At 49.1% G+C, this 24,198-nt stretch carries 26 protein-coding genes and 3 pseudogenes; 11 read left to right on the top strand and 18 right to left on the bottom strand.

All coding sequences use genetic code 11. The features are described from left to right. From BV390_RS27090 to BV390_RS27060, 6 genes and pseudogenes are all read right to left on the bottom strand, one after another. A partial coding sequence (locus BV390_RS27090) for a 7-cyano-7-deazaguanine synthase (RefSeq protein ID WP_227517256.1) occupies positions 1–704 on the bottom strand: 704 nt, incomplete at its 3' end. Beyond that, positions 701–1,939, bottom strand: coding sequence for a PfkB family carbohydrate kinase (locus tag BV390_RS27085; RefSeq protein ID WP_085397552.1), 1,239 nt, complete (start codon positions 1,937–1,939; stop codon positions 701–703). The genes BV390_RS27090 and BV390_RS27085, both read right to left, overlap by 4 nt. After that, positions 1,936–2,271 (bottom strand): hypothetical protein, encoded by a 336-nt coding sequence (locus tag BV390_RS27080; protein WP_071844415.1) that lies wholly within the window; start codon positions 2,269–2,271, stop codon positions 1,936–1,938. The genes BV390_RS27085 and BV390_RS27080 overlap by 4 nt, the downstream gene beginning before the upstream one ends. Positions 2,272–2,533: 262 nt before the next feature. Continuing rightward, a pseudogene (locus BV390_RS27075) lies at positions 2,534–3,622 on the bottom strand (IS3 family transposase). Between the two features lie 300 nt (positions 3,623–3,922). Beyond that, positions 3,923–4,792 (bottom strand): phosphorothioated DNA-binding restriction endonuclease, encoded by an 870-nt coding sequence (locus BV390_RS27070; RefSeq protein ID WP_085397551.1) that lies wholly within the window; start codon positions 4,790–4,792, stop codon positions 3,923–3,925. Positions 4,793–4,939: 147 nt separating this feature from the next. Further along, complete coding sequence (locus BV390_RS27060) at positions 4,940–5,272, bottom strand: SH3 domain-containing protein (RefSeq protein ID WP_085397550.1); 333 nt, start codon at positions 5,270–5,272, stop codon at positions 4,940–4,942. 357 nt (positions 5,273–5,629) lie between these two features. Here BV390_RS27060 and BV390_RS27055 point away from each other — a divergent pair, with 357 nt between their 5' ends. Next, complete coding sequence (locus tag BV390_RS27055; protein WP_085397549.1) at positions 5,630–6,439, top strand: toll/interleukin-1 receptor domain-containing protein; 810 nt, start codon at positions 5,630–5,632, stop codon at positions 6,437–6,439. A gap of 506 nt (positions 6,440–6,945) precedes the next feature. Here the strand turns inward: BV390_RS27055 and symE are convergent. From symE to srlA, 5 genes are all read right to left on the bottom strand, one after another. Next, positions 6,946–7,278 carry an endoribonuclease SymE gene (gene symE / locus BV390_RS27050; protein WP_085397548.1) on the bottom strand — a complete coding sequence of 111 codons (333 nt, stop codon included), beginning with the start codon at positions 7,276–7,278 and terminating at the stop codon, positions 6,946–6,948. 422 nt (positions 7,279–7,700) lie between these two features. Next, positions 7,701–8,717 carry a Gfo/Idh/MocA family protein gene (locus BV390_RS27045; RefSeq protein WP_073554232.1) on the bottom strand — a complete coding sequence of 339 codons (1,017 nt, stop codon included), beginning with the start codon at positions 8,715–8,717 and terminating at the stop codon, positions 7,701–7,703. A gap of 22 nt (positions 8,718–8,739) precedes the next feature. Further along, on the bottom strand, positions 8,740–9,720 hold the full coding sequence (gene srlE / locus BV390_RS27040; RefSeq protein WP_046853177.1) for a PTS glucitol/sorbitol transporter subunit IIB: 981 nt from the start codon (positions 9,718–9,720) through the stop codon (positions 8,740–8,742). Continuing rightward, a complete protein-coding gene (locus BV390_RS27035) occupies positions 9,717–10,088 on the bottom strand; it encodes a PTS glucitol/sorbitol transporter subunit IIA (protein WP_046853176.1) in 372 nt (123 codons plus the stop codon). The genes srlE and BV390_RS27035 overlap by 4 nt, the downstream gene beginning before the upstream one ends. After that, entirely contained in the window at positions 10,085–10,612 is a 528-nt protein-coding gene (gene srlA, locus BV390_RS27030) for a PTS glucitol/sorbitol transporter subunit IIC (protein ID WP_046853175.1), read from the bottom strand. The genes BV390_RS27035 and srlA overlap by 4 nt, the downstream gene beginning before the upstream one ends. A gap of 354 nt (positions 10,613–10,966) precedes the next feature. Between srlA and BV390_RS27025 the strand changes: the two genes are divergently transcribed. The 5 genes and pseudogenes from BV390_RS27025 (at position 10,967) to BV390_RS27005 (ending at position 12,874) form a co-directional block, all read left to right on the top strand. Next, positions 10,967–11,209, top strand: coding sequence for a helix-turn-helix domain-containing protein (locus tag BV390_RS27025; protein ID WP_046853174.1), 243 nt, complete (start codon positions 10,967–10,969; stop codon positions 11,207–11,209). A 41-nt stretch (positions 11,210–11,250) separates the two neighbouring features. After that, a pseudogene (locus BV390_RS31690) lies at positions 11,251–11,456 on the top strand (transcriptional regulator); the annotation flags it as partial. A gap of 129 nt (positions 11,457–11,585) precedes the next feature. Next, on the top strand, positions 11,586–12,044 hold the full coding sequence (locus tag BV390_RS27015) for an STM2901 family protein (RefSeq protein WP_085397547.1): 459 nt from the start codon (positions 11,586–11,588) through the stop codon (positions 12,042–12,044). Then, positions 12,038–12,367, top strand: coding sequence for a DUF1493 family protein (locus BV390_RS27010; RefSeq protein WP_049265522.1), 330 nt, complete (start codon positions 12,038–12,040; stop codon positions 12,365–12,367). Before BV390_RS27015 ends, BV390_RS27010 begins: the two co-directional genes overlap by 7 nt. A gap of 18 nt (positions 12,368–12,385) precedes the next feature. Further along, positions 12,386–12,874, top strand: a complete 489-nt coding sequence (locus tag BV390_RS27005) for an Hcp family type VI secretion system effector (RefSeq protein ID WP_046853171.1) — start codon at positions 12,386–12,388, stop codon at positions 12,872–12,874. Positions 12,875–13,137: 263 nt separating this feature from the next. Here BV390_RS27005 and BV390_RS27000 read toward each other — a convergent pair whose 3' ends face one another. Both BV390_RS27000 and BV390_RS26995 read right to left on the bottom strand, forming a co-directional pair. Beyond that, positions 13,138–14,817: a glycoside hydrolase family 43 protein gene (locus tag BV390_RS27000; protein ID WP_085397546.1), complete on the bottom strand. Its 1,680-nt coding sequence runs from the start codon at positions 14,815–14,817 to the stop codon at positions 13,138–13,140. Between the two features lie 60 nt (positions 14,818–14,877). Continuing rightward, positions 14,878–16,317 (bottom strand): MFS transporter, encoded by a 1,440-nt coding sequence (locus BV390_RS26995; RefSeq protein WP_160873654.1) that lies wholly within the window; start codon positions 16,315–16,317, stop codon positions 14,878–14,880. Positions 16,318–16,763: 446 nt separating this feature from the next. Here BV390_RS26995 and xylA point away from each other — a divergent pair, with 446 nt between their 5' ends. Together xylA and BV390_RS26985 are read left to right on the top strand one after the other, a co-directional pair. Continuing rightward, positions 16,764–18,083, top strand: coding sequence for a xylose isomerase (xylA, locus tag BV390_RS26990; RefSeq protein WP_064384661.1), 1,320 nt, complete (start codon positions 16,764–16,766; stop codon positions 18,081–18,083). 530 nt (positions 18,084–18,613) lie between these two features. Beyond that, positions 18,614–20,002: a carbohydrate porin gene (locus BV390_RS26985; protein ID WP_032697986.1), complete on the top strand. Its 1,389-nt coding sequence runs from the start codon at positions 18,614–18,616 to the stop codon at positions 20,000–20,002. Positions 20,003–20,176: 174 nt separating this feature from the next. Here the strand turns inward: BV390_RS26985 and BV390_RS26980 are convergent. The 4 genes and pseudogenes from BV390_RS26980 to BV390_RS26970 form a co-directional block, all read right to left on the bottom strand. Next, positions 20,177–20,923: pseudogene (locus BV390_RS26980) on the bottom strand (SAM-dependent methyltransferase); the annotation flags it as partial. A gap of 3 nt (positions 20,924–20,926) precedes the next feature. After that, positions 20,927–21,052, bottom strand: coding sequence for a hypothetical protein (locus BV390_RS31830; RefSeq protein WP_255380409.1), 126 nt, complete (start codon positions 21,050–21,052; stop codon positions 20,927–20,929). 10 nt (positions 21,053–21,062) lie between these two features. Further along, the gene (locus BV390_RS26975; RefSeq protein ID WP_032689681.1) at positions 21,063–21,320 is read right to left on the bottom strand and encodes a YjhX family toxin; all 258 of its coding nucleotides are present in this window, start codon (positions 21,318–21,320) and stop codon (positions 21,063–21,065) included. Between the two features lie 250 nt (positions 21,321–21,570). Continuing rightward, positions 21,571–21,816 carry a helix-turn-helix transcriptional regulator gene (locus BV390_RS26970; RefSeq protein ID WP_032689680.1) on the bottom strand — a complete coding sequence of 82 codons (246 nt, stop codon included), beginning with the start codon at positions 21,814–21,816 and terminating at the stop codon, positions 21,571–21,573. 125 nt (positions 21,817–21,941) lie between these two features. On the opposite strand from BV390_RS26970, the gene BV390_RS26965 reads away from it, so the two are divergent. Both BV390_RS26965 and cspE read left to right on the top strand, forming a co-directional pair. Next, positions 21,942–22,202, top strand: a complete 261-nt coding sequence (locus BV390_RS26965) for a helix-turn-helix domain-containing protein (protein ID WP_032689679.1) — start codon at positions 21,942–21,944, stop codon at positions 22,200–22,202. A gap of 619 nt (positions 22,203–22,821) precedes the next feature. Continuing rightward, positions 22,822–23,034: a transcription antiterminator/RNA stability regulator CspE gene (gene cspE, locus BV390_RS26960; RefSeq protein ID WP_007720208.1), complete on the top strand. Its 213-nt coding sequence runs from the start codon at positions 22,822–22,824 to the stop codon at positions 23,032–23,034. A 238-nt stretch (positions 23,035–23,272) separates the two neighbouring features. On the opposite strand, the gene BV390_RS26955 is transcribed toward cspE, so the two are convergent. Then, positions 23,273–23,431 (bottom strand): YqaE/Pmp3 family membrane protein, encoded by a 159-nt coding sequence (locus tag BV390_RS26955; RefSeq protein WP_015585265.1) that lies wholly within the window; start codon positions 23,429–23,431, stop codon positions 23,273–23,275. A gap of 219 nt (positions 23,432–23,650) precedes the next feature. Here BV390_RS26955 and pspE point away from each other — a divergent pair, with 219 nt between their 5' ends. Then, positions 23,651–23,989, top strand: coding sequence for a thiosulfate sulfurtransferase PspE (gene pspE, locus BV390_RS26950; protein ID WP_085397544.1), 339 nt, complete (start codon positions 23,651–23,653; stop codon positions 23,987–23,989). Positions 23,990–24,198: the final 209 nt, after the last annotated feature.

Raw genomic sequence — 24,198 nt, 5'->3', positions numbered from 1 at the left:
GGCTGATTCGATGTGTTTGCGGGAAAAAAATCGGCCCAGATCCGCGAAATTTTAATCAGCGAGTCAGCTTGGGAAGAAATGACCTGCTTATTCGCACCTTCCCTAAGTCTGTCCAGTTCATATCCCACTTCATCCAGAACCTGAAAATACTTATTGCACCCACGGCAATTACCGCATGGGATATTAGCTTTGTGACAACTATGCGCCCACGCAAGACCACCCGGAGTGACACCAGAAATTCTAACCAACTCAGTTGTGGAAAGTTCTATTGCTGGGGCTTCAACGATCATGTTGCCTTCCTGGAAAGACATCAACTCACTGATTTTATACACAAAAGCTAGAGTACCATCTAAATGAGAGCTATCAGACTTCACTGTCCCTATCCAGAGGTGCGTGACACCAAGCGTAATAGCTTTCATTGCAGCAAGTGAAATCAGCATTTGATTACGATAAGGCCACCAATCACTGGACGGTGCGTTAGAATCGGCCTCTGCACCCGCCATATCCCCAGACCCTAAAGAGCTACAATCTACTTTAATGACATGATGATCAATTTTCAGGGCGCTACAGGTCGCACTAGCTGCCTTTATTTCAGCCTCCGCAGCACGTTGACCATAATCTAAAGTAATGGCTATATCTGGTCGTTTCCACCATGCAATTGCGATAGAGTCCATGCCGCCAGAGAGCAATAGAGCTGTCTTCATTTCTGCACCACTGCCCAAAGTGTTTTATAGATTGCAGTAACATAATCCTTGCACAAGATGCATCCTGAGCCAGACATCATTTTTTTGTCTTCATCAGCTTCATTTTCCGCATAGAAGACAACGGGTATATTACATGCTCGAGCGTACCCGACCTCATAGATTGTTCCAGCATCTAAACCGTCACCAATAGCAAAAATGATATCAGCATTTTTTATTCCCTCAAGATCTCTTTCCACAACATCTTCTGCTTTACCATGCCCGACGTCATGATAAGGAGAAAAGACTTTAAACCCTAGATCGCTCAAATTGCGGCGAGCTTGTTCAATCAACCACATCTGTGCCAAAGTAAAGAAAGGGCCTGCGAGATAGACCGAATATGTTTCACCACGTAGAAATTCAGGAGTGGGTAAAATTGCCTTGGGATTAAAATCAGCGAGCCCTTGAGTTGATGGAAATAAACTGTTCTCACAATAATACGCTGTTGCATGAGAAGCTGCATTAGCTGCATCATGAGCAGATTTTTTATTAATCATCCACTGGTATGCAAAATAAGCAACGAACGCATCTCCTGAACCTATTTTGAATACATTACTGGTCTCATAAGCTGGAATCGTGGATATTTTTCCATTATCACATACCAATGCTCCAGCAGGCCCTTGCTTAATTATAATTACTTGCGCATGGCCTTGTTCAAACAAATGGATAGCTTGCTCTTCAACAGATAATTTAGGTTGACCGCTCAACGTTGTGGCTTCATAGCGATTGAGAATAAGTGCCAGATTCTTTGCTGTTGAGCCGTTTTGCTTGAACAATTCAGGTTTCGACACATTTTGAGGGTCATAAACGGCGTATTCAGCATCAACTACAGCAGTCCCTTCCAGCATCCCATAACGTAGAACGTTAGTCGCTTGCAATCTAATGTCTGGCATCGATACGGGAGGAACATTATAAATTTTAGGTTCTGACAGGCCATGCTCGTAGTGAAACAAAATAGAACGAGCTAGAGGTTGGATGTCGACATTAAAGCCCTCAAAATAAGCTCTCTCACGAAGTACTTGAGCAACGCTGTTATCCGCGTAAGTGTGAAAATTTACTGGTACTTTGAGATGGGCAAGCGCTGATGCGGCTCGACCGGCAGATCCGAATATATCGTGGTAGCCAGGGTGCAAACAGACTTCATGGTAAGAGCCTCCAACTAATGTCAGAACTCCACTATCTGGTGTATTTGTATTCATTGTGCATAAACCTTAACCATAACCTGCCCACCATTGATTGAGATTACCCGGGCAACATATGTTGTACCAAGCTCAATGCATTCACGCATGCGCTGAATTTGAGGGGAGGCAATACCACCTGCAACTTGGTTAGCGCCATATATGGCTTCAGTTAAAGATAATCCGTTTTGGTTGCGTTGCTGGATGACCAGTATGTCTCCAGCTTTTAGTAATGGCACAACAGCTGGATTTGGCGAGCTAAGCTGAGTAGTTATCGTTAATTTTTCACATGTAAGTTCAAAAGTGTCTTGACCAAACTGACCACCAAAGCTTCCACCACCTGAACCGGACATAATGACCTCGAGATTATAGTTAGAGATATGCCGTTAAAATGTATTATGAAAAAAGATCCATTTGTACAAAAATTGACGATTTTCTGATCATCATCAAACATTGCTTTTGTACCTGGTATCGCCGCCATACCGGTCCATCGGGTGATATCTTTACTAGTTGGGTGACCTGCACCCCGTTGATTAATACACCCCGATGTTAGTAATGTCTTCATAATGACCCTGACCCCGAATATGCTCCAGTCATAATCAGGAATAACCGGCTTCATGTTGGTTGCATGTTCTGGCAACCGGCAGACTTTTCAGCAAATTCGGACGGGGTCATCCAGCCCAGCGCAGAATGAGGACGTCTCTGGTTATAGTGTATGCGCCAGGCTTCGATTTTGCACCGTGCATCCTCCAGCGACATGAACCAGTTTTCGTTCAGGCACTCCTGCCGCAGCCTGCCGTTGAACGACTCTACTGTGGCATTATCCGTTGGTGTTCCCGGTCGTGAGAAGTCTATACGCATCCCTCGCTCATATACCCACTTGTCCAGCATTTTTCCTGCAAATTCAGAGCCGTTATCGGTTTTTAGCAACTGTGGTAAAGGGCGTCTGAGCGCAATGGTGTTCAGCATCTCTGCGACCTCCGTTGAGCGCAGATTCTGGCCCACGCAGATCCCCAGACATTCGCACGTGTAGAGATCAATGACCGTCAGCAGACGTAACCGACGCCCGTCAAATAAGGCGTCAGAAACAAAATCCATGCCCCAGACATGATTCGGATACAGCCCCTGAGGCTGGGGCTGTCGCCGATTTATTTCTGCGTGGGCGTTTGAGACGCAGGGACAGACCCTGCTCGCGGTAGAGTCGGTAAATGCGTTTATGATTATCCCGCCTGAGCATGACGTGCACCCTGCGGTAGCCATAGTGGATCCGGGTTTCGGTGATCTCCCTGATACGAAGGCGTAGCGCGCTGTCGTCTGCCACCACAGAACGGTAGCGAAAAGAGCTGCGGCTGATCCGTAGCGCAAAACAGACCTGCCTCTCGCTGGCCCCGTAGCGTGCCTGCAGATCCCGGACCCATTCGCGCAGACGTGCCAGCGTCAGTTCTTTTTTGCCAGCACATCCTGCAGCATGGCTTTGTCGAGGCTGAGATCGGCAACCAGCTTTTTCAGCCTGAGATTCTCTTCCTCAAGTTGCCGCATGTGCTTCAGCTCAGAAGGGGAAATCCCGCCGTATTTTTTTCGCCAGGTGTAAAACGTGGCATCGGAGATGCCCAGCTTACGGCAGACTTCGGGCACGCTCGTACCCAGTTCGGCCTGTTTCAGGGCAAAGACAATCTGCTCTTCGGTGAATCGTGACTTTTTCATCGGCACAACCTCCGCTCAGGGGAGTCGTCATCATGCCAGAATTCTGTTTCTGAATGGAGCAGGATCTTGGGTCAGGATCAAGTAACTCTTTGATTCTTGAAATTCATAAACTAAAATGATTGAGTATATGATTGAATATATAAGTGAGTATATGAAGGTGTTTTTACTATTTATATTTTCATTAAATTCAGTTAATTAATTCTGTTTGGCGAGTCCGGCCTTCAACTCCAGATTTTAAGCGTAGTTATTCTGGTGTTAACGCCTTCACCTACAAGGCTTTCTTCACTTTTATTCTTACCCCTACCCCCTAAATACCTCCTTCCTATGCCATTCCACAAATCCGTCTTTCGGGTAGTTCTCTTTCCCCTGCGGTAGCCCAATCAGTTTCCCATCAAAATCCCAGAACAGCTTTCCGACTATACCGCCGCCGTTCACCGCAGGCGAAACCTGTATCCGCATGTTCTCATCCAGACCAACAGATCCTTTATCAAACGCTTTATGGTGAATGGCGCAGAGGGCCAGGCCATTGGGTATTTCACATGGCCCTCCGTGCTGCTTCCATTTGATATGCGCCGCTTCCAGTGCGACAGAGGTGTTATCGTGGCGCATATTAAAACCGCAGATAGCACACTCGTAGTTATAGGCGCGCAGCACTTGTTGGCGGAAAAGCGGATCTCGTTCTTTGCGAATTTGCTGAAAATCAAAGCCCATTTCATCGGCGATCTCTTCCTGAATACTTTCAGGGAAGTGGGCTGCTAATATCTGATGTGCCAGAGTGTTGATCAGTTTTTTGTTTGCAGAGAGTAGCGAGTAATACTCTTCATCAAAACCGCCTGCTACATGGCAGGACTCTAGCTCTTTAGTCGGAGGCTGTTTGCTGCCCGTGGTCGAGCAGTGCTCAGCGTTTTGTAGTTCCCAGAAGCCGTCGCCCTTCAGCCGCCAGAAAGGCATATCAGGTCGGTATTGAGCTCGCTGTGGGCCAAAGCGTTCTAGTAAGTTATGTAACTGATCGCGAACTTCTGAGGCGTAATCGAACATCCGTGAATGTCCGCGCTGATACTGGGACAGTACGTGGAGTAGCAACAGCGGCTTATGAGGCGCGCGTTGTTCCCCTTTACGCCAGATAGTGATGTCGGCAATTGCTTGCTGTAGAGTTTTACTGGAAGGCATTGCGTTATGTCATCTGCTAAATAATTGCGATGATGCTCGCAAAACACAACCCGATCAAGTTGATAGGCCAGCGAGAAGCGCCTTTTATCTAAACGCCATAACGTTTATTTCCGCTAGAAGTAATGCAGTAAAGTCCTCCTCGAGGCCCTATGCATACCGTGCCTGAAGAGCAGGGGCATGATGAACCATAGTTTTGTGGGGCCGAGTGCTGCAGAGAGGGGGGGGATGTTCCGTTCGTAATTTTGCGGGGAAAGGTGGCGTGACTTTTTTGACATAACAATTGGCTGATTCACATAAATAAGATGATGATACCCAACGCTCTTTTTCATTGGCGATACTTATTCTACTCCAGTTATTTTGTTGCTCATATATTTTGACCTGAGCCCCTCTTTGTAACGATTCCAGAGGTGAACCGTTAGGTGTAGAACGTACTTTTAGAGCATTAGCATTAGCATAGCCAATCTTCGCTTGTTCAGACATGCCTGATTCTTGTGCAGGTTTAGCTGCAGGGGAGTTGGTGCTTTATTATCCTTAGCAAAAAACCAGTCAAATAATACAATAACAATGAATCCGATGCTTTTATTCTTCATCTTTTATTCACATTCGCGTTTATTTTTATATAAATTATATAATATTTCTATGAGTTATGGATGTGCGTTTTATCATAAATCAGTATTTTAATTGGTGTTAGATTGTCTGGCACCGCAATAGGCCTCCTTTTCGCTATTTCAGCTCCGCGATTCCACCTCTTTAGTCAACTAGAAATACTTGATTTAATTTATATTGGTTGTATATTGGATTTTTATTTGTTGCTTAAAATGCTAAGAGGGATAAATAATGGAGCAGAACTATCTATATATGTTTGAGTGTGACTATGCATCTCGTACGCGCGAAAAAAAATTTCTGAAGGATATTTTAAATAATTTTGATAAAGATTATGCGACAATGGTAGGTGTTGTTGTAAATAACAATCCATACTGTTTAGCATTTCATATTGCAGTTAATTTACAAAAAGATCCTATTGTCTTTGAGTTATGGTTGAAAGATAATTATCCAGGAAAACTGAAAAGATATAATATTTTCACAAAAGATATCCCTCAGTATAATGTTCAAACTTTTATTGATGCTGACATGGTTGATTTTGCTATAACACCCGAAGGAGGTGGCTATTTATTTCTTTGGCCTGAGCGAGAGTTATTTGAAAAACAACATCCACAATATAAAAATATTAATGAAAAGCAATCCAAGGTGTTTATTAGTCATTCCTCAAAAGATAAGCTTAATATTGTCAATCCATTAAATGCTTATTTACAGGCTAATGATATAGCAACATGGCTAGATAGTTATGAAATTGATTATGGAGATAATATTTTTATCAAGGTTAATGAAGGGATTGAAGAGTCAGCTGTTGGCTTATTTGTCTTGACTGATAATTTTTTTAATAGTGACAGTGGTTGGCCCTTAGCCGAATTCTCCACCTTTTTCACGGATCTGATGAAGTCAAATAAAAAAGTGCTTATGTTGGATGCAGGAGTGTCACCTAAAAATATGTTAGGAATGATGAAGGCTTACCGCTATATCTCTTGGGATAATGGAGCAAGTCTACCGGAAATTGCTAACGCTATTAATAAAATAATAAAGCGATGAGTTTCTGAAGTTACTAATTGCAATGTTGTATTTAGGATTAAGGCAAGTATTTTAGTGCAGCCTAAATACTTGTCTCTAAAAAATTATGTTATAATTTTTATATGTGTTTTAATGATGGATTGGATATCCGGTCAATTTAATAGATGTAGGGTTGTGCGGATTTTATACAGGGATATTGCTATTATGGACATGATACTCTTTAAGAGACAGATTTTCGGATTGATTTGAAATACATTTCATATTGAAATTAATTATCAATTTATCAATTTATCAATTTTGTCCAGTTCATTAGAGTCATAAGTCAGCGCTGTCATTGTCGCTACCATGGAAATTATACCATTATGTTTAGTTGTAACATTGTTACCTTCGGGTTTGTGCTTGCCAATTTTCTATCCGTCAGTTTTGACATTGTACCTTCAACTCATTTCTGGTCAATAAAATTGAGAATAATAACAAGAAACTCCAATATAGGTGAACCGCTCCTGACGCATCAGGAGCGGTATTTATTAGCTTCGTACACGTTTCCCCGCAATCACCCCAATAAACTCTCTTACCTGTTTCTGCTTCCTTGCCGACAGCTTCTCAACCCGACGCATCGCTTCTTCCAGCTCCGGTTCCGGCTCCACTGCCGTCAGCACGATACACCCCGCCATCACCCGGGCTTCCACCTTTGTACCCGTCGCAAACCCTGCGGCTTCCAGCCACTGACCCTTCATCGTTAACGCCGGAATACGACTATAATCCGGAAAACGGCTCACATAGCTCACGGTTAACTGACGCTTATTTTTCGGTGACACTTCTGCAACGCATGAATCTGCAATACAATCGACTTCAGTCATAATTGCTATTCCCTGTAAATAGTGATTGTGATGAGCGATGTGGACGTGCGCTAACACGTTCACATCGCGTTAAATAACACCTGTAAATCTAACCAGTAACAAAAACAAAGTCCAGCTGATAATAAAACATAATCGGCACCTTCTGATTTATATTAAGAACTGAAGAGGGATATTTAATCTTGATGTTTATGGCGTATAAATAGAATAGATGAATGAGTTTATTTTCTTATAAGCCATTAAATGACTTAACACTGAATAGTATTACCAACTATCAGAAACACGGTTATTGCATCCGGCGAATAAACTCACCAGCTTTAATACTGACGCTCATTCGCACCGCAGGACATCCGGCCATCGGCTAACGCCGGTAACCGGATGTATAAAGTGACAAGGGGAGGGGAACATCCCTGTTCCCGGAGCCCTTAGACCAGCAGCTCCGCCTGGCCGCTCAGCAGGCTTTTATGCGCCGTCTCGCAAATCCGGCTGGCCTGTAGCCCGTCGTCTGCGCTGGCGGCATAGGGGGTATCGGTCTTCACCGCTTTAATAAAGTCATTAATCGGGTCAATACCAAACCCGCTGGCGACGCCGTCGCGGTAGGTAATGAAGTAGCTGTTCGGAGTCTTAACCGTTTGCTGGCCGAAGATCTCCAGCCCGCGGTTTTGTGAATCCGAGCGGATCCAGGCGTTATCGCACAGCACCGCCATGCGCCCGTCGTTGTCTTTCGGGAACGCGGCGGGCAGGACCCAGCTGTTCTCAATCACCCACGAACTGCCGTCCTCCATCAGTAGGGTGCTCTGCACGCTGTCCCATGTGTCCAGCCCTTTGCTCGCCAGCAGGCGTTTCTGCCCGACCGCGTAAACCGATTTCACCTCCTGCCCGCTGATATAGCGCACCATGTCGAAGCAGTGCGAGCCGAGGAACCACACCGGCGAACTGTGCGCCGACCAGGCCAGCCATTCGCTGGGAACGGCGATCACATCATCCATATTGATATAGCCGCGCAGGATCCTGCCGCTTTCCGCCTTCTGCACCTCCATGCGCACGCGGATCGCCGCCGGGTCCCAGCGCTTGTGAAAATCGACGCCGACGATTACCCCATGCTCCCTGGCGGCGGCAATAATCGCCTCGCAGTCGGCCACCGAGGTCGCCAGCGGTTTTTCAATCAACACATGCTTACCGTGGGCAATGGCCTGCAGAGCCGGTTCCTTATGGAAAGGATCGGACGTCGCCACGGAAATGACATCCACCTGCTGTTCATCCAGCAGGGCGGGCAGGCTGGCGTACCCGGCGATGCCCAGTTCATCCGCTGCGGCATGGCAACGCTCCGTGTTGTTGTCGCAGACCGCGACCAGCTCCACGTCCGGGTTATGCAGATAGGCGTTGATATGGTGCTTGCCATAGATCCCCGCGCCGACAACGGCCACTTTTAACTTGTTCATCATGACGTTCCTTATATGTCGGTTAAAACAGTCCCAGAGAGAAGGCCCAGCCAATCATCACCGCCAGCGGGCCGGTCAACTGGCGGGAAAGCAGGAAGGCCGGTACGCCGCTGGCGATGGTCTCCGGTTTGGCCTCCTGCATCGAGAGGCCGACGGGCACGAAGTCGCAGCCCACCTGCACGTTAATGGCGAACAGAGCGGGCAGGGCGAAAGCCGGCGAGATATTCCCCAGCCCAATTTGGGTGCCAATCATCACCCCCACCACCTGGGTAATCGCCGCGCCGGGCCCGAGAATCGGCGACAGAAAGGGGATGCCGCAGATCACCGACAGCAGCAGCAGTCCCCACAGCGAGTTCGCCATCGGCGTCAGGGCATGAGCGATCACGTTGCCCAACGACGTGGCCTGGACGATGGCGATCAGCACGGAGACAAAGGCCATAAACGGGATCACCGTTCGTACCGACACATCCACCGCCTCGCGGCTGGCGGCAAACAGCAGGGCGATGACGTGGCCGGTCTTATTGCCCAGCCTTTCCACCGCCAGAATCAGCTGATTGCCGAAGGTGGCGGGCGGCGGCATCTGCGCGACCGGCGGGGCAGGCTCCACCACAATCGCCTGCGGCTCATCCGGCATCGCGTCCGCCGCCACGCGGGTGATCTGCCCTTCATGTACGTCCGAAACGTAGTTGCTGGCGTTAATAAACTGCGCCAGCGGCCCGGCCTGGCCGGTGGGCATCACGTTAATCGTCTTGATGCCTTTTTTCGGATACAGCCCGCAGCGTAGCGAACCGCCGCAGTTGATCACCACGCACAGCGTCTCTTCATCCGGCGGAACGGCCTGAAAGCCGTTGATCACCGCCGATTGCGTGAGTTCGCCCAGCCGACGGGCGACGGGATGGATCTCCCGCCCGGTTAGCGACACCACCTTCAGGCCACTGCCGATCGGCAGCCTCAGCCCGGTTCCGAACCCTTCGGTGCCGGGAGCTACGTTGATCAGGTTCATTGCGCACTCTCCTTAACGATCACATCGCCTTGCAACACCGTAAGCGCAGGGACCTTGCCGGCAAGATGTACCGTGCCCTGATGACGAGGCGCGCTGGCGCTATCGAACACCAGCGTCAGGTGCCCGAGCTCCAGCAGCGCCTGCAGGGCGTGGCTGCCAACGGCGGTGATGTGGTAGTCCTCGCCCCCGAGCGTGAACCGATCGCCCGCCCGTAGCCGGGCATATTCGTGCTGAAAAACGGGCCGCAGGGCCAGGGCGTAATCCAGGCAGTCCGCCGGGCCGTCGGCGCGAAAGGTAATCAGCAGGTTATCCGCCAGGCCGTCCGCCACATGGGGGCCGACGCGTTCGATATGGGCCTGATAGATCATGCCGCACCTCCCGTCGCCTTATGGCGCAGGCGCAGGAACAGATATTCGGTGATCATGCCGCGCAGCAGGCCAATGATGATGGCGGCGGCGATATAGCGCAACGCCAGTTCGGTCACCGGCAGACCGAGGGTTTTGATCCCGGCGGCGACGCCCAACCAGATGAACAGCTCCGAGGGCACCACGTGGGGGAACAGGCTGGTCAGCGGGTGGGCGGTGGTGCCCAGCGCGTCTTCATACCCGGGTTTGCTCTTTTCCGGCAGCAGCTTGCCGAGCGTCAGCGCGCCGGGGCTGCTCATAAAGAACCAGCCGAGGATCGGCAGCAGGCCATAGGTCAGGATCCGCGAGCGACCAAACAGCGTCGCTACCCGTTCCATGCGCTGCTGGCCGACCAGCTTCATCAGAAAGTTGATGGCGAGCAGCAGGCAAATCAGCATCGGAATGATCCCGCTCATCATGTCGAGAAAGACCTTCCCGGCGAGCTGGAAAATATTGATAAAGCTTTCAGCAAGGGTAACCAGAAACATGGCGACCTCCTTGCGTAGGGCGGGTTGGCAGTGCGACAGCGGTGGTGATTTTCATAAGTAAAGTTCCCTGTGTTGGTTAAGGTTACAAACGAAATTCATTGTTTTTAGCGGGCTTATATTTGTCGCCTTCTGGAAACTGAAGGCGGTGGTCCTGGCTATGCCCCTGAGTCACGAAGCGGCCAGAATCCCAAGGTTCTCCCTGAGTAAATTAGCTAGCGGTTATTTCTCTTCGGCCATGGGCGCTGAGCTATCGTGATGCGTTCTGACTGCTCTTGAATAATTGATTATCCCGTTTTGGGATATTTATGGAAGCGATCGATATTCGATTTTGGGATATAGATCGAGAAAAATGACATGTCTTCTATTTATTCTGATGAATATCAATTGGTTATAAAAATATTACGCGCGGCAAGAAAGGAGAAGGGGTTAACTCAGGTAAAGCTGGCCCAAGCGCTGGGGCGCCCACAGTCATTTGTTGCCAAAATGGAGAGTGGTGAAAGGAGATTAGATGTCGTGGAATTCGCGCATATTGCTGCCTTGCTATCTATTGATCCGGTCAATATATTAAATATCATTATGTCAAAATATAAATCATAAGGTCTGAATCGCTTTTTTAGGCTTGAATTCATGCGGGCTACGAGGAATCCGCAAGCTCTCGCATTAGCTCATACGAAAGAGCGTCCATGCCCCCGATTTTATATTAGCCTGCAAACTGGCAGCGGTACTTGATGTACCGGAAGCCTACTTCTACGCGGTAGATGACGATTTGGCGGAGTTGATATTGCAGTACCATCGTTTTAAGAAAAACAATCCAGGGAAGAGGGTATTGATTGGGCCAAACTAAATTCATAAACCAGGTTTATATTAGAACGGGGAAATATTTTCATAGTGCTGCCTTTATTTTTATTTCACTGGACGATTGTGCAAGGCGTATGATAAACCAACAAATCATTAAAGATTTGACGGAGTGCTGATGGATACAGTCGAAGAACTAAATGGAACATACTTCTATGCGGGAAAATTGAATCTTACCGCCGCTGAACTGTTTTTTATGGTGTTTATTTTCAACACGGCTGATCAATTCGGTATTAAAGACATTGCCGCAGCCTGTGCACTGTATGCAGGTATAAACGATCAGACAACGCGCACTAAACCCGGTACAGCGATTCAAGGGACTTCACGCCTTTCGAAAGGGATTAGAAAAGCATTCGGGAAACGGTTCTTTCCGTTCGGTATTAAACTTCCTACATGGATCGGTGGTTATACGCCGTGGACGGTAAAACGTAGAATGGTCCGAAGTATCGGAGCGTGGATAGGTCGAACTATCCCATTAGTTGGCGAGGTCGTTCTTTTGGTTGATGTTTCACAAATTACCTACAATTCGATCAGAGAATATAACACCATAGCGAGAGGCAACGATAAGTTATGGTAGACCCTATTGAACAACGAGTAATTGAAATGATCACTATTCGTGGTGGTTGTTACATATTCAGGAAAAAGAAATATGACACGTACACGCCAGAATCAAGCATTCATTTTGATGTGCAGCTTGATCAGGATGATGTTGAAGAGTTAGTCGAAGAGTTTGAAACGGAATTTGGCGTTGATATGTCTACTTTCCATCTTGAAGCCTACTACCCCGAAGTTAAGTTTTCATGGAATCTATTCAAGAAACCTGATCCTGTAGATGTTCCTGATCTCACGATTGATATGTTTATTCAATCGGCTAAGGCCGGGAAATGGTTGTTCGACTAATTGTGAGGAGCTTAATAAATGGCTGTACCTGTTCACCTAATTTTAAAAGATGATGGCGGATCGCAGATCGTGGGGTCGTGTGATGTTCACGGAAGGGATGGCAGCATAGAACTACGAAGTTTACAGCACGGCGTAATTATCCCTACTGATCCCCTCACTGGTAAAGTCACTGGTTCCCGTCAACACTGTTCTTTTAACTTTACTAAAGAGATTGACAGTTCATCACCGTATCTGTTTAAGGCTGTTGCTACAGGCCAGACGCTGAAAAGTGCTGAATTTAATTTCTACAGAATTAACTACAGTGGACAAGAGGAAATCTACTACATCATCACGTTAGAAAATGTGAGAGTGGTTCACTATAGCCCTGTTATGCACGACACGAGATCGGTGACGGGGACTGGTCACATGGAAGATATTTCCCTGAGTTATGAGAAAATCACGCACCTTTATAAAGACGGTAATATTCTTCACTCTGATTCGTGGAACGAGAAGTATGGCTGTCATTAACGATGCCGGACAAGAGGTGGAATACTGTACTATACGGATGTCGCACTATGGCCTGATTATCATCAGGTCTGCTGTCTAAAAGAGAACCCCTTGTGCTGAACAAGAGAAACCGGGCCGTCGGCATTTTATCCGTTCAGCGTACGGAATGACAGAGTGTGGATGCGTGGAATAGAGCGGCGAACAACCTTATAAATCACCTGACAGTAAAATAACAGCAACAGAAACCTACGTTATCGTTAAGATAACGTAGGCATCATTATGATTTAATTAAACCGTGATTCGCTCGCCTGCCAGCTATACGTACCATCGGCCATTAACGCATCGCCCAGCTCCTGATAATGGAAATCATAAAACTCCGCGCTGGCGTCATAACCTGAGTAGTCTACAGCCGCAAGGCCAACGAACGCCCCGGTAAAGAACCCACCATAGCTTTGCAACACGTAATCATCGGAAAGGATAGCGGCATCTAATTTAACGGGGATTTCAGTGAAGTTGACCCCATCAAAACTGTATTCATAGCTATACGTTTGTTTGCGAACTTTGGTGCGGAACCAGACGAACTCAGTCCCTTCCGGGATCTTGATGGCATCATCTTTCAAACAGGATGTGTATTTCCCGCGGTTATTTTCACCGATCTCAATGACTGAGCCATTAATCTCATTCCAGGTGATGAACACAAAGCTCCAGTGGCGATCGTTGTAGTAATTCGTTAATCCTGCCATCTGTTGATAATTGACCGGATTAAATTTCACTTTAACCTGGGCATCAAAATAGAAGGCCTGCCAGCGTCGGGCAATCAGCGACAGGTTATGCGTATTCGCTAATGAACCTTGCCCGATTAACGTCAGCTTGCCATCGCCGGTGGTCCCCATTTTTTCTGTGAACGGAACGCGCAGCGTATTCCAGTTAGGATCGAGCGTTGCTGTTTTAAACGCATCGTACTGACTATGGTCTTTGGTACTTTCGGTGTAAATGGCATCGGTGGGTCCTTCGACAAAGGTTTTCCCGCCGTGGCCCCCTTCGATACGCGGCCAGCCGTCGGCATCCCAATACACTTTCTGGATCGCGGTTTCTCTGCCCAGAGTTGACCAGCCACGCGGATCATAGGCCGACTCACCTGGACGATTCCACGGACGGGCGCAGAGCGAGGCATAATACCATTCACCTTTGGGGGTGGAGACCAAAGCGCCATGCCCCTGCTTCTGGATGTAGCTGTCCGGGGTATCGACGTTCGTTAAGAACACTTCCCCTGGCTCGGTTTTAAAGCTGTTGGCCTCTAAGGTTCTGGAGCGTGCAACAACCTCCTGGTGGGTAAAGACGGTCCCCCCCTGCGCGGCGAAAAGATAATAATAGCCGTTCAGTTTGTAGAGGTGTGGCCCCTCGACCAGTGCAACGGCGGTGCCCCGATAAATGGTCCGCGCGGTTGCCGGTTTTAATTTCAGTGTCTTCGTATCAAGCTCAGTTAACGTGATGCCATCGAAGGGGTGATGGTACTCTCGATGGTCCCAGGTTTGCTGCACGATATATTTACGCCCGTCATCATCATGGAAAAGCGAGGCATCAAAACCGACGCCATTCAGTTTGATGGGGTCTGTCCACGGACCCCGGATATCGGTCGCGGTGGTCAGATAGTTGGTCATGTCTTTGAAGGCGCCTTCGGTGATTTTCACATCGGTATACACTAACCAGAATTTGCCATCGGCATACGAGAGCGCCGGCGCCCAAATCCCACCTGATGAAGGGTTGCCTTTCATATCTAAAAGGGCGGTGGTAGACAAGGGACTGGGAAGCAGATTCCAGTGTTGCAGGTCCTTTGACTCATGTAAACGAACGCCAGGGAACCACTCAAATGTCGAGTTGGCGATATAGTAGGTGTCCCCTACACGGATAATACTGGGGTCCGCATTAAATCCGGGTAATACAGGGTTTTGAATAAGTGACATAGCATTCTACCTTTTTAAAATATCCAAATTTATATTTCTGAATTCTTATTAATTTTTTAACTATACCCGGATCTCATCCAGCTGACGGTTGATCTCGGTGACATTTTTATCTGAGATAGGATAGAGCTGAATAATAATCATCGAAATAGCGGCTAACACGATGGGCATCCACACCGCGGTCATAATGATTCCGTCGATAGCATTGGCACTTTGTTGCGCGCCGGTTTCGCTAAAGCCATAGGCGGCCAGTAACCAAAGTGGAATCGCGCCGCCAATCGTGAAACCAATCTTGAAGAACAGTCCCATAATCGCGTTAATGATGGCGGCATTGCGTTTGCCTGATTTTAATTCGCCATAGGCAATCACTTCCGGAACAAGCGCCCACATGAAGCCGGTCGCCGAGGTTAAGCCCCATTGTTTAATGAAGGTTGCGACGTAAGCAAGCCACAGGGCATCGTGCATGCCTTCGCGTGACCACACGTAGGTCAGTAATTCACCCACAATAAACATGCCAAGGAAAAGATGGAAGAAGCCTTTTTTACCGAAGATTTTCTTCAGTCTGGACCAGAAGATAGGGAAGATGATACCGGGAATTGAGGCGACAAGACCAATCGCTCCCATCCATTCAGAATGACCGACAACAAACTGATTGAAAAAGCCATTGACCGTGTTCATGAAGAACATGAAGGTAAAGGCTAACATGAAAAAGAATCCGAGAATGACCAGTGGCCGGTTATTTTTAAGTTCAAGGAATAAATCTGTCGCTTTTACGTTAGCCGTCTGTTCTGCCGTCGCGACCACACGTTCTTTGGTGAATTTATAGCAGAAGAAAAGTGCCGCTGCGCCAATTAACATATAGATTGAGTAAACGCCAAACCACGCATAGTTAGCTGACGGGTCGGTATAGTTACCCATATTCAGCTGAAGGCCAAAAAACCCCGTATCCTTGAGGCTGCGATCTTTTGGTGAGGCCATCTGTACGAACATCGGGAACAAGGTATAAACAAGCAGGTTGGCGCTGTTTGCCAGCATCATGCGGGTACTGGTCAGTTTATCAATTGATTCAGGGTCTCTCGTCAATGATGCATTAAGCGAACCATAAGGAATATTCACCAATGAATAAACTAAATCCAGTGCCAGATAAATGATAAACGCAAAAGGAACCGAACCTCTTATTCCGGGAATAGGCGCAAAAAGCAACGCGGAAAGAATCACGAGGGGAATACCGGCTCTTAAAAGCCAGGGGCGATATTTCCCAGCGCTTGAACTTCTTTTGTCAACATAGGTGCCGACCATCGGATCCCAGAAAACATTAACGATGCGCACAAACAGAAATATAAACCCCGCCGTGGCGGTGCTGATGGTATTTACCGTCAACATGTGAAGAGCAAGAAAACCGCCTATCGTGCCAAAAACAAGGTTTTGCGCAAAATCACCCATCCCATAACCAATGCGTTCCCCACGAGTTAATTTGTGATATTCATCATGCCGACTTTGCATTATGTTCTTGCTCATTCTAATCAAGTCTCCGGTCTCTTTTGTGAATGTGAAACACTTTCTGACACAGATGGCCTCAGGGAATCCATTACGATTTTACATTAATTAATTATGTTTTTTTACTTCTGTGATCATCGAAACTCAGGCTCTCTCCAGAGCGCGTACCCAGCGTGCTGACGAGTCGCTGACAAGCAATATCGGCGGCAGGAAAATGTCCCCGAAAACACCTGGTTTTTTATTTTTAGTGATTGCCATCTGAATCCCTCGCGAAGGAAAGGGGGGTATGGCTATCAGTGTATTTAATATGTCGCGTTATTATTTGCGAGATGGTTCACATTTGCGTATTTTCTTAATTGCCGAATGAAATAACGTAATTGAGCCGCCTGCCAGGAAAATACAGGATAGGTCAAAATTATTTATTTTTCGCTTCCTGAATGACGGAGTTCATTATGCCAGTTTATTTCGACCAACTTGACCGCGTCCATTTTGCCGGTCCCAAAACAACAAATCCGCTGGCTTTTCGCCACTACAACCCGGATGAAATCGTTCTGGGAAAAAGAATGGCAGAACACCTGCGCTTTGCCGCCTGCTACTGGCACAACTTCTGCTGGAATGGCGCCGATATGTTTGGCAGCGGTTCTTTTGAACGGCCCTGGCAACAGGCTGGCGATGCGCTTAGCCAGGCAAAATATAAAGCTGACGTCGCTTTTGAATTCTTCCATAAGCTCAATGTGCCGTATTACTGCTTCCACGATGTGGACGTCTCGCCAGAAGGCGCATCGTTGAAAGAGTATCTGAATAACTTCGCCAGAATGACCGAAGTGCTGGCGCAAAAACAGCAGGAAAGCGGGGTGAAATTGCTGTGGGGGACTGCTAACTGTTTTACCAACCCGCGCTACGCCGCCGGGGCGGCAACCAACCCCGATCCGGACGTCTTTGCCTGGGCGGCAGCCCAGGTCGTTGCCGCCATGAATGCCACCCACCAGTTGGGCGGCGAAAACTATGTGCTATGGGGCGGTCGCGAAGGTTACGAATCTCTGCTGAATACGGATTTGCGCCAGGAGCGTGAGCAAATTGGCCGCTTCCTGCAGATGGTGGTTGAGCACAAACACAAAACGGGTTTCCGTGGCACCCTGCTTATCGAACCTAAACCGCAGGAACCCACTAAGCATCAATATGATTACGATGTCGCGACGGTCTATGGCTTCCTCAAGCAATTTGGCCTGGAAAAAGAGATCAAGGTGAACATTGAGGCTAACCACGCCACGCTTGCCGGGCACTCTTTCCACCATGAAATCGCCAGCGCCATTGCTCTGGATATTTTCGGCTCCGTTGACGCCAACCGCGGTGACGCCCAGCTTGGCTGGGATACGGATCAGTTCCCGAACAGCGTAGAAGAAAACACGCTGGTCATGTACGAGATCCTTAAATCCGGCGGCTTTACCACCGGTGGCCTGAACTTTGATGCCAAAGTCCGTCGTCAAAGCACCGACAAATATGACCTGTTCCATGGTCACATTGGCGCCATGGATGTGATGGCGCTGGCACTCAAAAAGGCCGCTCGCATGATTGAAGACGGTCAGCTGGAGCAACGCGTTGCAAAACGCTATGCCGGCTGGAGTCGTGAAGTGGGTCAGCAAATTCTGCAGGGGCAAATGTCGCTGGCGCAAACCGCCCGGTATGCCGAACAGCATAACCTTAATCCTCAGCATCAAAGCGGACATCAGGAATTACTCGAAAACCTGGTCAATGCCTATCTCTTCGAATGAATCCTGCTTGCATGCCCCCGCGGGGGCATTGATTACCGGTGCCATTCATCGTGACTGAAATTTATTGCGGCGCATTCGCGGTGAACCCGATGCGGTACTGATATATAGACGACTCCTGCGGACTGATAAATACGCTTTCAGCAACCCCGAAGAGCAGAAGAGACAGGGAATCAGCGGGCCACAGAAATAACGAGCAATTAAGTTAAAGAGAACCATTGATGAAACGGGCCTTTGGCGAAAACATCTGCCGGGGCAACACCTGTTGTGCACGACAAACCGAGAAGGAGGGCCAAAGACCGCTGTCATCGCAATCATCAATAATGCTGGTCGATGAATTATTCGAAGACATTATTCATCTGTACCGGCGCACATCAGAAAATATCACTCATGGAGACATTATCACCAGAATAGCGTAAAGCCTCTGCGACCGTAAAAATAACAATGATATTGTTCTTATGATAGCGACATATTCTGTCACCCAGAATGGGATTGTTATTATCTGAATACAATTAAACTATATTGAGATAGACATGAACATGATAAAAAAACTTCCATTAACTATGGCGGTTATCGCCGCGCTTTGCCCTTTTTCCTCTGTTATGGCCCAAGAATTTACTCAGGAACAAATTGACGCCATTGTGGCGAAAGCCGTCGATAAGGCGCTGGCGGACCGCCAGGCGAAAATGGACGCCGCCGCTGCAAAGAAGGTGGATCTGGAGACCAATCCGCAAACTGCCGCACAGTCGCCGGATATGGCGATTCCATTCGGTCTGAAGTTTAGCGGCTACGCCCGCTACGGCGCCCATTTCCAGACCGGCGATCAGAAATATATCGGTGTGGATGGGTCCTATAACGGTGCCTCGGCGATTGGTCGCCTGGGCAACGAAGGTAACGGCGGCGAATTCCAGATTACCAAAGCCTTTAAGAGCAGCCAGGGGGCAATCTGGGATATCAACGTGATGTTTGACCACTGGAGCGACGAAGTTAACCTGAAAAAAGCCTACGTTGGCGTCACCAATGTGCTGGCATCCAACCCCGGGGCCTACCTCTGGGCAGGACGTGACTTCCACCAACGTCCACAGCAGGGCATCAACGACTACTTCTGGATGAACCACGATGGCCAGGGCGCCGGGGTGAAAAACTTCGATATCGGCGGCGTGCAGTTCGATGTCGCGGCAGTTTCGCAGGTAGAGTCCTGTAGTCCGGAAGTCATGGCCGACGAGTCTAACCCATCGCGCATCACCTGTACCGGCGGCTCTGGCACCGGCGACGACGGTCACTATGCGCTGACCACCAAAACCCACAACATTAAGGCCGGGCCCATCGATGTCGAGGTCTATGCCAACTACGGCTTTGACTCCAAAGCGGTGGACAACGACGCGCAGATTGATGCCTGGCAGGGCGGACTGCTGTTGAGCCACACCAACAGCGACGACAGCGGCGTAAACAAAGTTATCCTGCGCTATTCCGATAACGCCGATAACAGCGTTTACAACAAAACGGACGGGTTGACCACCGTCTACGCCAGCTTCGAGGGCAACTATAAGTTCACCCGGCAGGCGCAGGTCGAATACCTGTTGGCCTTCCATGACTATGACAACAGTAAGGACAACACTGACAACCGCAAGAACTACGGCGCCATCGTTCGTCCGATGTACTTCTGGAACGATGTGCACTCCACCTGGCTGGAAGCGGGTTACCAGCGCGTTGACTACGATCGGGGCGGGGATAACCACGGCTGGAAGCTGACGCTGTCGCAGAACATCGCGATTGGTATGGGGCCGGAGTTCCGTCCGATGCTGCGCTTCTACGTGACCGGCGGTCAGGTCGACAACCAACGTACGGCGAAAGTGAACGGCACCAGCGACGAACAGCTGGATTCCCTGAACGTGGGCGGCATGTTTGAGGCGTGGTTCTGATGTCACGGTAAGACGATATCCCTCTCGTGACCATGTTATCCACCAGAACTCTTAGCTTGTGATGAACGGCATCCCTGTCGGTTGGTCATCAGGCTGAGAGGATCTGGTGTGATAATGTGTCGAACATGCCCGAATGGCGGTATAGCCCGTTTCAGCTATACCGCCAGCTTCACTTCAGCGGGCGATTAATGCAAACACGCCCCAGCCAAAGTATTCCCGGGTCCAGGTGACATGGCGTTTGGGGGCTATCGTCAGTTCGGTTCGAACCTCCGGGGCAAAGTCATCGTCAGGGTTTTCCTCCAGCCAGCGGCGCATAGTGAGCCACTTCGCGGCTTCGTAGCGATCCCAGCCTTCCTGGTCCGCCAGCACCATTTCCACCACGTCATAGCCGAGTTGGTCGAAACAGGCGACAAGGTCGGGAAGGGGAAGGAAATCGGCCACGGAGGAGACCCCGCAGGCCTGGGCTATCTCTTCCGTCGCGGGGAGCTGACGCCAGTACGGTTCGCCAATAAGCATGATCCCGCCCGGTTTCAGACTCTGCGCCAGTAGTCCGACTGTCCCGGCAAACCCACCGGCAATCCATGTCGCGCCGACGCAGGCGGCCACATCGTATTTCTCTTCTGCAACATACCCTGCGGCATCGTTATGAATAAAATGAACCTTACTGCTGACGCCGAGCTCTTCCGCGCGCCGCCTGGCCTGCGCGGTGAACAGCGGGCTCATATCGATGCCGGTGCCGGTAATGCCATGGCCGCGCGCCCAGGTGCAGAGCATCTCACCCGAGCCGCTGCCGAGATCGAGAATGTGGGTGTCCGGCTTCATGCGTAACACGCGACCCAGGGTGGCGTACTTTTCCGGGGTGAACGGATTATGGATGCGATGTTCACTTTCGCTAATTGTAAAAATACGTGGGATATCCATGAGTTAATACCTTTTATTGACTTGGTCAGGAGAACGGGAGATGGCCTTGGGGGCCTCCGGCGTGAAATAAGGCTTGTCGCTGGCATCGCTCTCGTCGGTGATATGAAAAGTGAAGTGGTCTGTGGTCATCGCTCTCTCCTTAGCGGTTATCGGTCTGGGCGCGAACGTTGTTCAGCCCGGTGGTATTAATGCGATAGGGTTGACCGTTGACGGATTTGATCAGCTTTTTGGTTTTGAGTTTTTTGAAAACGGCGAGCGTGCAGTCGGCGAGCAGAAGCCCTTCGCGGCTGTAGCATTCCACGGAAGTCACGCGGCCAGATGCATCGCGGACGTGCGCAATACGTCCACCTTTGGCGAGAACGTGTAAGGTACGTTGTTCCTGACGGGATAAATTCATGCTGGAAAACCTGTTTAATCATCATGTGCAAAACGTGCAAACACACAGCGGTGTCCGCATTCGATTTCGGCGCATTGATAATCAGTCCGGCCTGAAAAGGTCGGGGAGCTGATTATCGGATGATGACATTCTCCAGCATCAAAGCCTCGGGTTGAGTAGATAGGTATTTACGGGGTGAATGATAACACCTGTTTTTTATCAGGGAATAGCCCAGGTTAAAAAGTGTGATCCGGATAAACTCGCCTGACGCTCAGCGCTGATACCAGCCGGCTACCACTTCCGCCAGATCGTCTTCGACCGTATAGAAATAACAGGCCGGGATCTTCAGCACTTCTGCCAGCCGACAGGCCAGCGCGAAGTCGGGAGTGTGGATGCCGCGTTCATACTGGTTCATCCGCGCACTCGCCGTCGCCTCATCAATACCCGCGAGGATACCCAGTTTTTGTTGGGAAAGTCCCGTTCTGAGGCGTGCTTCTTTTAAACGGTGCGGCAGCATGATGATCCTGAAAGACTGGAAACAGAATCACGATTCTGGGAGCTGTTAGTTGAAAATGTACTAAGTATTACTTAGTGTGTTGGTGGTAATATGAACGGCTTCACTAACGCAAAGGAATGAATGAGATGAACAGAACTGATATGCATCCGGCTGATATCATTGCGCAATTAAAAAAGCGTAACCTGTCTCTGGCGGCGGTGTCCCGCCAGGCGGGACTGAGCTCGTCAACGTTAGCCAACACGCTGTCTCGCCCCTGGCCTAAAGGGGAGTTTTTGATCGCGCAGGCGCTGGGTATCGACCCTGCGGAAATATGGCCGAGTCGCTACTTCGATCGGCAGGGCAATCCGATCGACAGGATGAAACGGATTCGTGTAAAGGGTGAATAATCCACGTGGGACGGCAGGAGCGGATGCCCATCCGCAGGGCAGTAGATCCGGCTACCGGCTGGCGTTAATCACCGGCGGTATAGCGTGACCGTGGGGGAAGGGCGCGTCCTGGTTTCCGCAGCTATTTAAACCCGCCGCACGCCCGTCTGTTCAGCAGGTTTTTACCCGTGTTTAGCCAGCCCGGCCTGCCCGCAGAGCCGGTTCATTTTCTCATTTGTTCCTGTTTTCTCTCATGACATTGATGCCTGCGGCACAGGCATGACCCTTGATTGCAAAATACGAAAACGAATCCGTGAAATATCAGGCGTATTGCTATTGTGCGAAGCTGACATGGCGATTGATGTTACCGGCTACTTTTAACAGACATATGGCCATCCGGGTGTTTAAGCGGTTAAAATAAAAAAACATAAACCTTGCTATAATAATTTCTCTATGTCTTAATAACGTCATCGGTTTGGAACACAGACCTTATGAAAGCAGTTTTAGTAAAGCAGTCCTCAGTTCAAGAGCTATCCACAGATACCCTTCTTCATGAGCCTCCTCCTAAGTGCCAAATAAGTAACTCTAAATACAGGCCATCATCGCCGCTCTTAGTGGCTCATTAATTAAGGAAGTATCTATGTCTAATAAAATGACTGGTTTAGTAAAATGGTTTAACGCAGATAAAGGTTTTGGCTTTATCACTCCGAACGATGGCAGCAAAGATGTATTCGTACATTTCTCTGCAATCCAGAGTGACAACTTCAAGACCCTTGATGAAGGCCAGCAGGTTTCTTTCACCATTGAAAATGGCGCGAAAGGCCCGGCAGCCGGCAACGTCACTCCGCTGTAAGCCGCGCTCATTATCAGCGACGTTTACAATAGCGATGAAGGCGATAGCCTGAGCAGATAAGCTCTGCTGATAATAAATGAACCCGCCCTGTGCGGGTTTTTTGTTGCATGCAGTTTGCCGAATTAACCTCCCTTCTTCGCTCAAAACGGGCGGCTCACCCCGTAAAAATAAAATAAGATGCAGATGCAAAATACCTGAAAAAATAAACGGCGCCGCTGCGCCGTCATGATGATATTGGTTAATCGCGCGTTTGTACCCAGAATGCGTGAATCAGGCCGGGGATATAACCCAGCAATGTCAGGACAATATTCAGAATAAATGCCCAGCCAAATCCTTTACCCAGTAATACGCCAAGTGGCGGCAAAATAATCGTTAAAACAATTCTCCAGAATCCCATACCTACTCCCTATAAAATCAACATAGAAACCGGTGACGTTATCTTTAAGCATAGTAATTTTAACTGAGACTGCCAGTTTGCCTGCCGTGCTGACTTTGCGCACAGATCATCGATTATCCGCTTTCTGCCCATTTTCCTGATCAGGTCAACGATCGCCTGGGATACCTTCGCTAGTATCATTTCGGCTGACCAGGAAAACAAATAAGGAGAACTATCGTCATGTTTAATCTGACCCGGCTAATGAAAAAAACGATCTTGACCGGCGCCATGCTGATGGCGTCCACCTCATTGTGGGCGGCTGAGCACTGGATTGATGTCCGCACCCCAGACCAGTTCCAGGATACGCATGTTGAAGGGGCGGTGAATATTCCCCTGAAACAGCTGGATGCGCGCATCGGCGAAGTGGCAAAAGATAAGAATGACACGCTGCACCTGTACTGCAATACGGGGAACCAGTCCGGCAAAGCAGAAAAAATGCTGCAAGGCATGGGCTATAACAATGCCGTCAACGAAGGCGGGCTGAAGGATGTCGAGAAAACGCAGAAAATGGTGAAGTAATCCGCTTGCTCCAGCGCGAGAAGGTGCCTTAAATCCCTCTTTTTGCCCTGCTCCGGCTTCACCTGCGCGGCTCACGCGTCTGTCGTCGTCGAATGATAAAATCAGGAGCATGTCTGGCGGAGAATCCGCGGCGATGGATCGGCTGACCTTGATCGGGTCAGCCGGGCAGGGCTACCGCGCGGCAGCAGGCGTGATGCCGCTGCCGGCGG

Source organism: Klebsiella sp. YJ, assembly GCF_002108615.1.
GTDB lineage: Bacteria > Pseudomonadota > Gammaproteobacteria > Enterobacterales > Enterobacteriaceae > Klebsiella > Klebsiella planticola.
This window is presented reverse-complemented; position numbering and strand designations above follow the sequence as displayed.

Excerpts from the sequence above, each read along its gene's own strand:
- BV390_RS27085 (WP_085397552.1), bottom strand. The coding sequence starts at position 1,939 with ATGAATACAAATACACCAGATAGTGGAGTTCTGACATTAGTTGGAGGC.
- BV390_RS27080 (WP_071844415.1), bottom strand. The coding sequence starts at position 2,271 with ATGTCCGGTTCAGGTGGTGGAAGCTTTGGTGGTCAGTTTGGTCAAGAC.
- BV390_RS27070 (WP_085397551.1), bottom strand. The coding sequence starts at position 4,792 with ATGCCTTCCAGTAAAACTCTACAGCAAGCAATTGCCGACATCACTATC.
- BV390_RS27060 (WP_085397550.1), bottom strand. The coding sequence starts at position 5,272 with ATGTCTGAACAAGCGAAGATTGGCTATGCTAATGCTAATGCTCTAAAA.
- BV390_RS27055 (WP_085397549.1), top strand. The coding sequence starts at position 5,630 with ATGGAGCAGAACTATCTATATATGTTTGAGTGTGACTATGCATCTCGT.
- symE (WP_085397548.1), bottom strand. The coding sequence starts at position 7,278 with ATGACTGAAGTCGATTGTATTGCAGATTCATGCGTTGCAGAAGTGTCA.
- BV390_RS27045 (WP_073554232.1), bottom strand. The coding sequence starts at position 8,717 with ATGAACAAGTTAAAAGTGGCCGTTGTCGGCGCGGGGATCTATGGCAAG.
- srlE (WP_046853177.1), bottom strand. The coding sequence starts at position 9,720 with ATGAACCTGATCAACGTAGCTCCCGGCACCGAAGGGTTCGGAACCGGG.
- BV390_RS27035 (WP_046853176.1), bottom strand. The coding sequence starts at position 10,088 with ATGATCTATCAGGCCCATATCGAACGCGTCGGCCCCCATGTGGCGGAC.
- srlA (WP_046853175.1), bottom strand. The coding sequence starts at position 10,612 with ATGTTTCTGGTTACCCTTGCTGAAAGCTTTATCAATATTTTCCAGCTC.
- BV390_RS27025 (WP_046853174.1), top strand. The coding sequence starts at position 10,967 with ATGTCTTCTATTTATTCTGATGAATATCAATTGGTTATAAAAATATTA.
- BV390_RS27015 (WP_085397547.1), top strand. The coding sequence starts at position 11,586 with ATGGATACAGTCGAAGAACTAAATGGAACATACTTCTATGCGGGAAAA.
- BV390_RS27010 (WP_049265522.1), top strand. The coding sequence starts at position 12,038 with ATGGTAGACCCTATTGAACAACGAGTAATTGAAATGATCACTATTCGT.
- BV390_RS27005 (WP_046853171.1), top strand. The coding sequence starts at position 12,386 with ATGGCTGTACCTGTTCACCTAATTTTAAAAGATGATGGCGGATCGCAG.
- BV390_RS27000 (WP_085397546.1), bottom strand. The coding sequence starts at position 14,817 with ATGTCACTTATTCAAAACCCTGTATTACCCGGATTTAATGCGGACCCC.
- BV390_RS26995 (WP_160873654.1), bottom strand. The coding sequence starts at position 16,317 with ATGCAAAGTCGGCATGATGAATATCACAAATTAACTCGTGGGGAACGC.
- xylA (WP_064384661.1), top strand. The coding sequence starts at position 16,764 with ATGCCAGTTTATTTCGACCAACTTGACCGCGTCCATTTTGCCGGTCCC.
- BV390_RS26985 (WP_032697986.1), top strand. The coding sequence starts at position 18,614 with ATGAACATGATAAAAAAACTTCCATTAACTATGGCGGTTATCGCCGCG.
- BV390_RS31830 (WP_255380409.1), bottom strand. The coding sequence starts at position 21,052 with ATGACCACAGACCACTTCACTTTTCATATCACCGACGAGAGCGATGCC.
- BV390_RS26975 (WP_032689681.1), bottom strand. The coding sequence starts at position 21,320 with ATGAATTTATCCCGTCAGGAACAACGTACCTTACACGTTCTCGCCAAA.
- BV390_RS26970 (WP_032689680.1), bottom strand. The coding sequence starts at position 21,816 with ATGCTGCCGCACCGTTTAAAAGAAGCACGCCTCAGAACGGGACTTTCC.
- BV390_RS26965 (WP_032689679.1), top strand. The coding sequence starts at position 21,942 with ATGAACAGAACTGATATGCATCCGGCTGATATCATTGCGCAATTAAAA.
- cspE (WP_007720208.1), top strand. The coding sequence starts at position 22,822 with ATGTCTAATAAAATGACTGGTTTAGTAAAATGGTTTAACGCAGATAAA.
- BV390_RS26955 (WP_015585265.1), bottom strand. The coding sequence starts at position 23,431 with ATGGGATTCTGGAGAATTGTTTTAACGATTATTTTGCCGCCACTTGGC.
- pspE (WP_085397544.1), top strand. The coding sequence starts at position 23,651 with ATGTTTAATCTGACCCGGCTAATGAAAAAAACGATCTTGACCGGCGCC.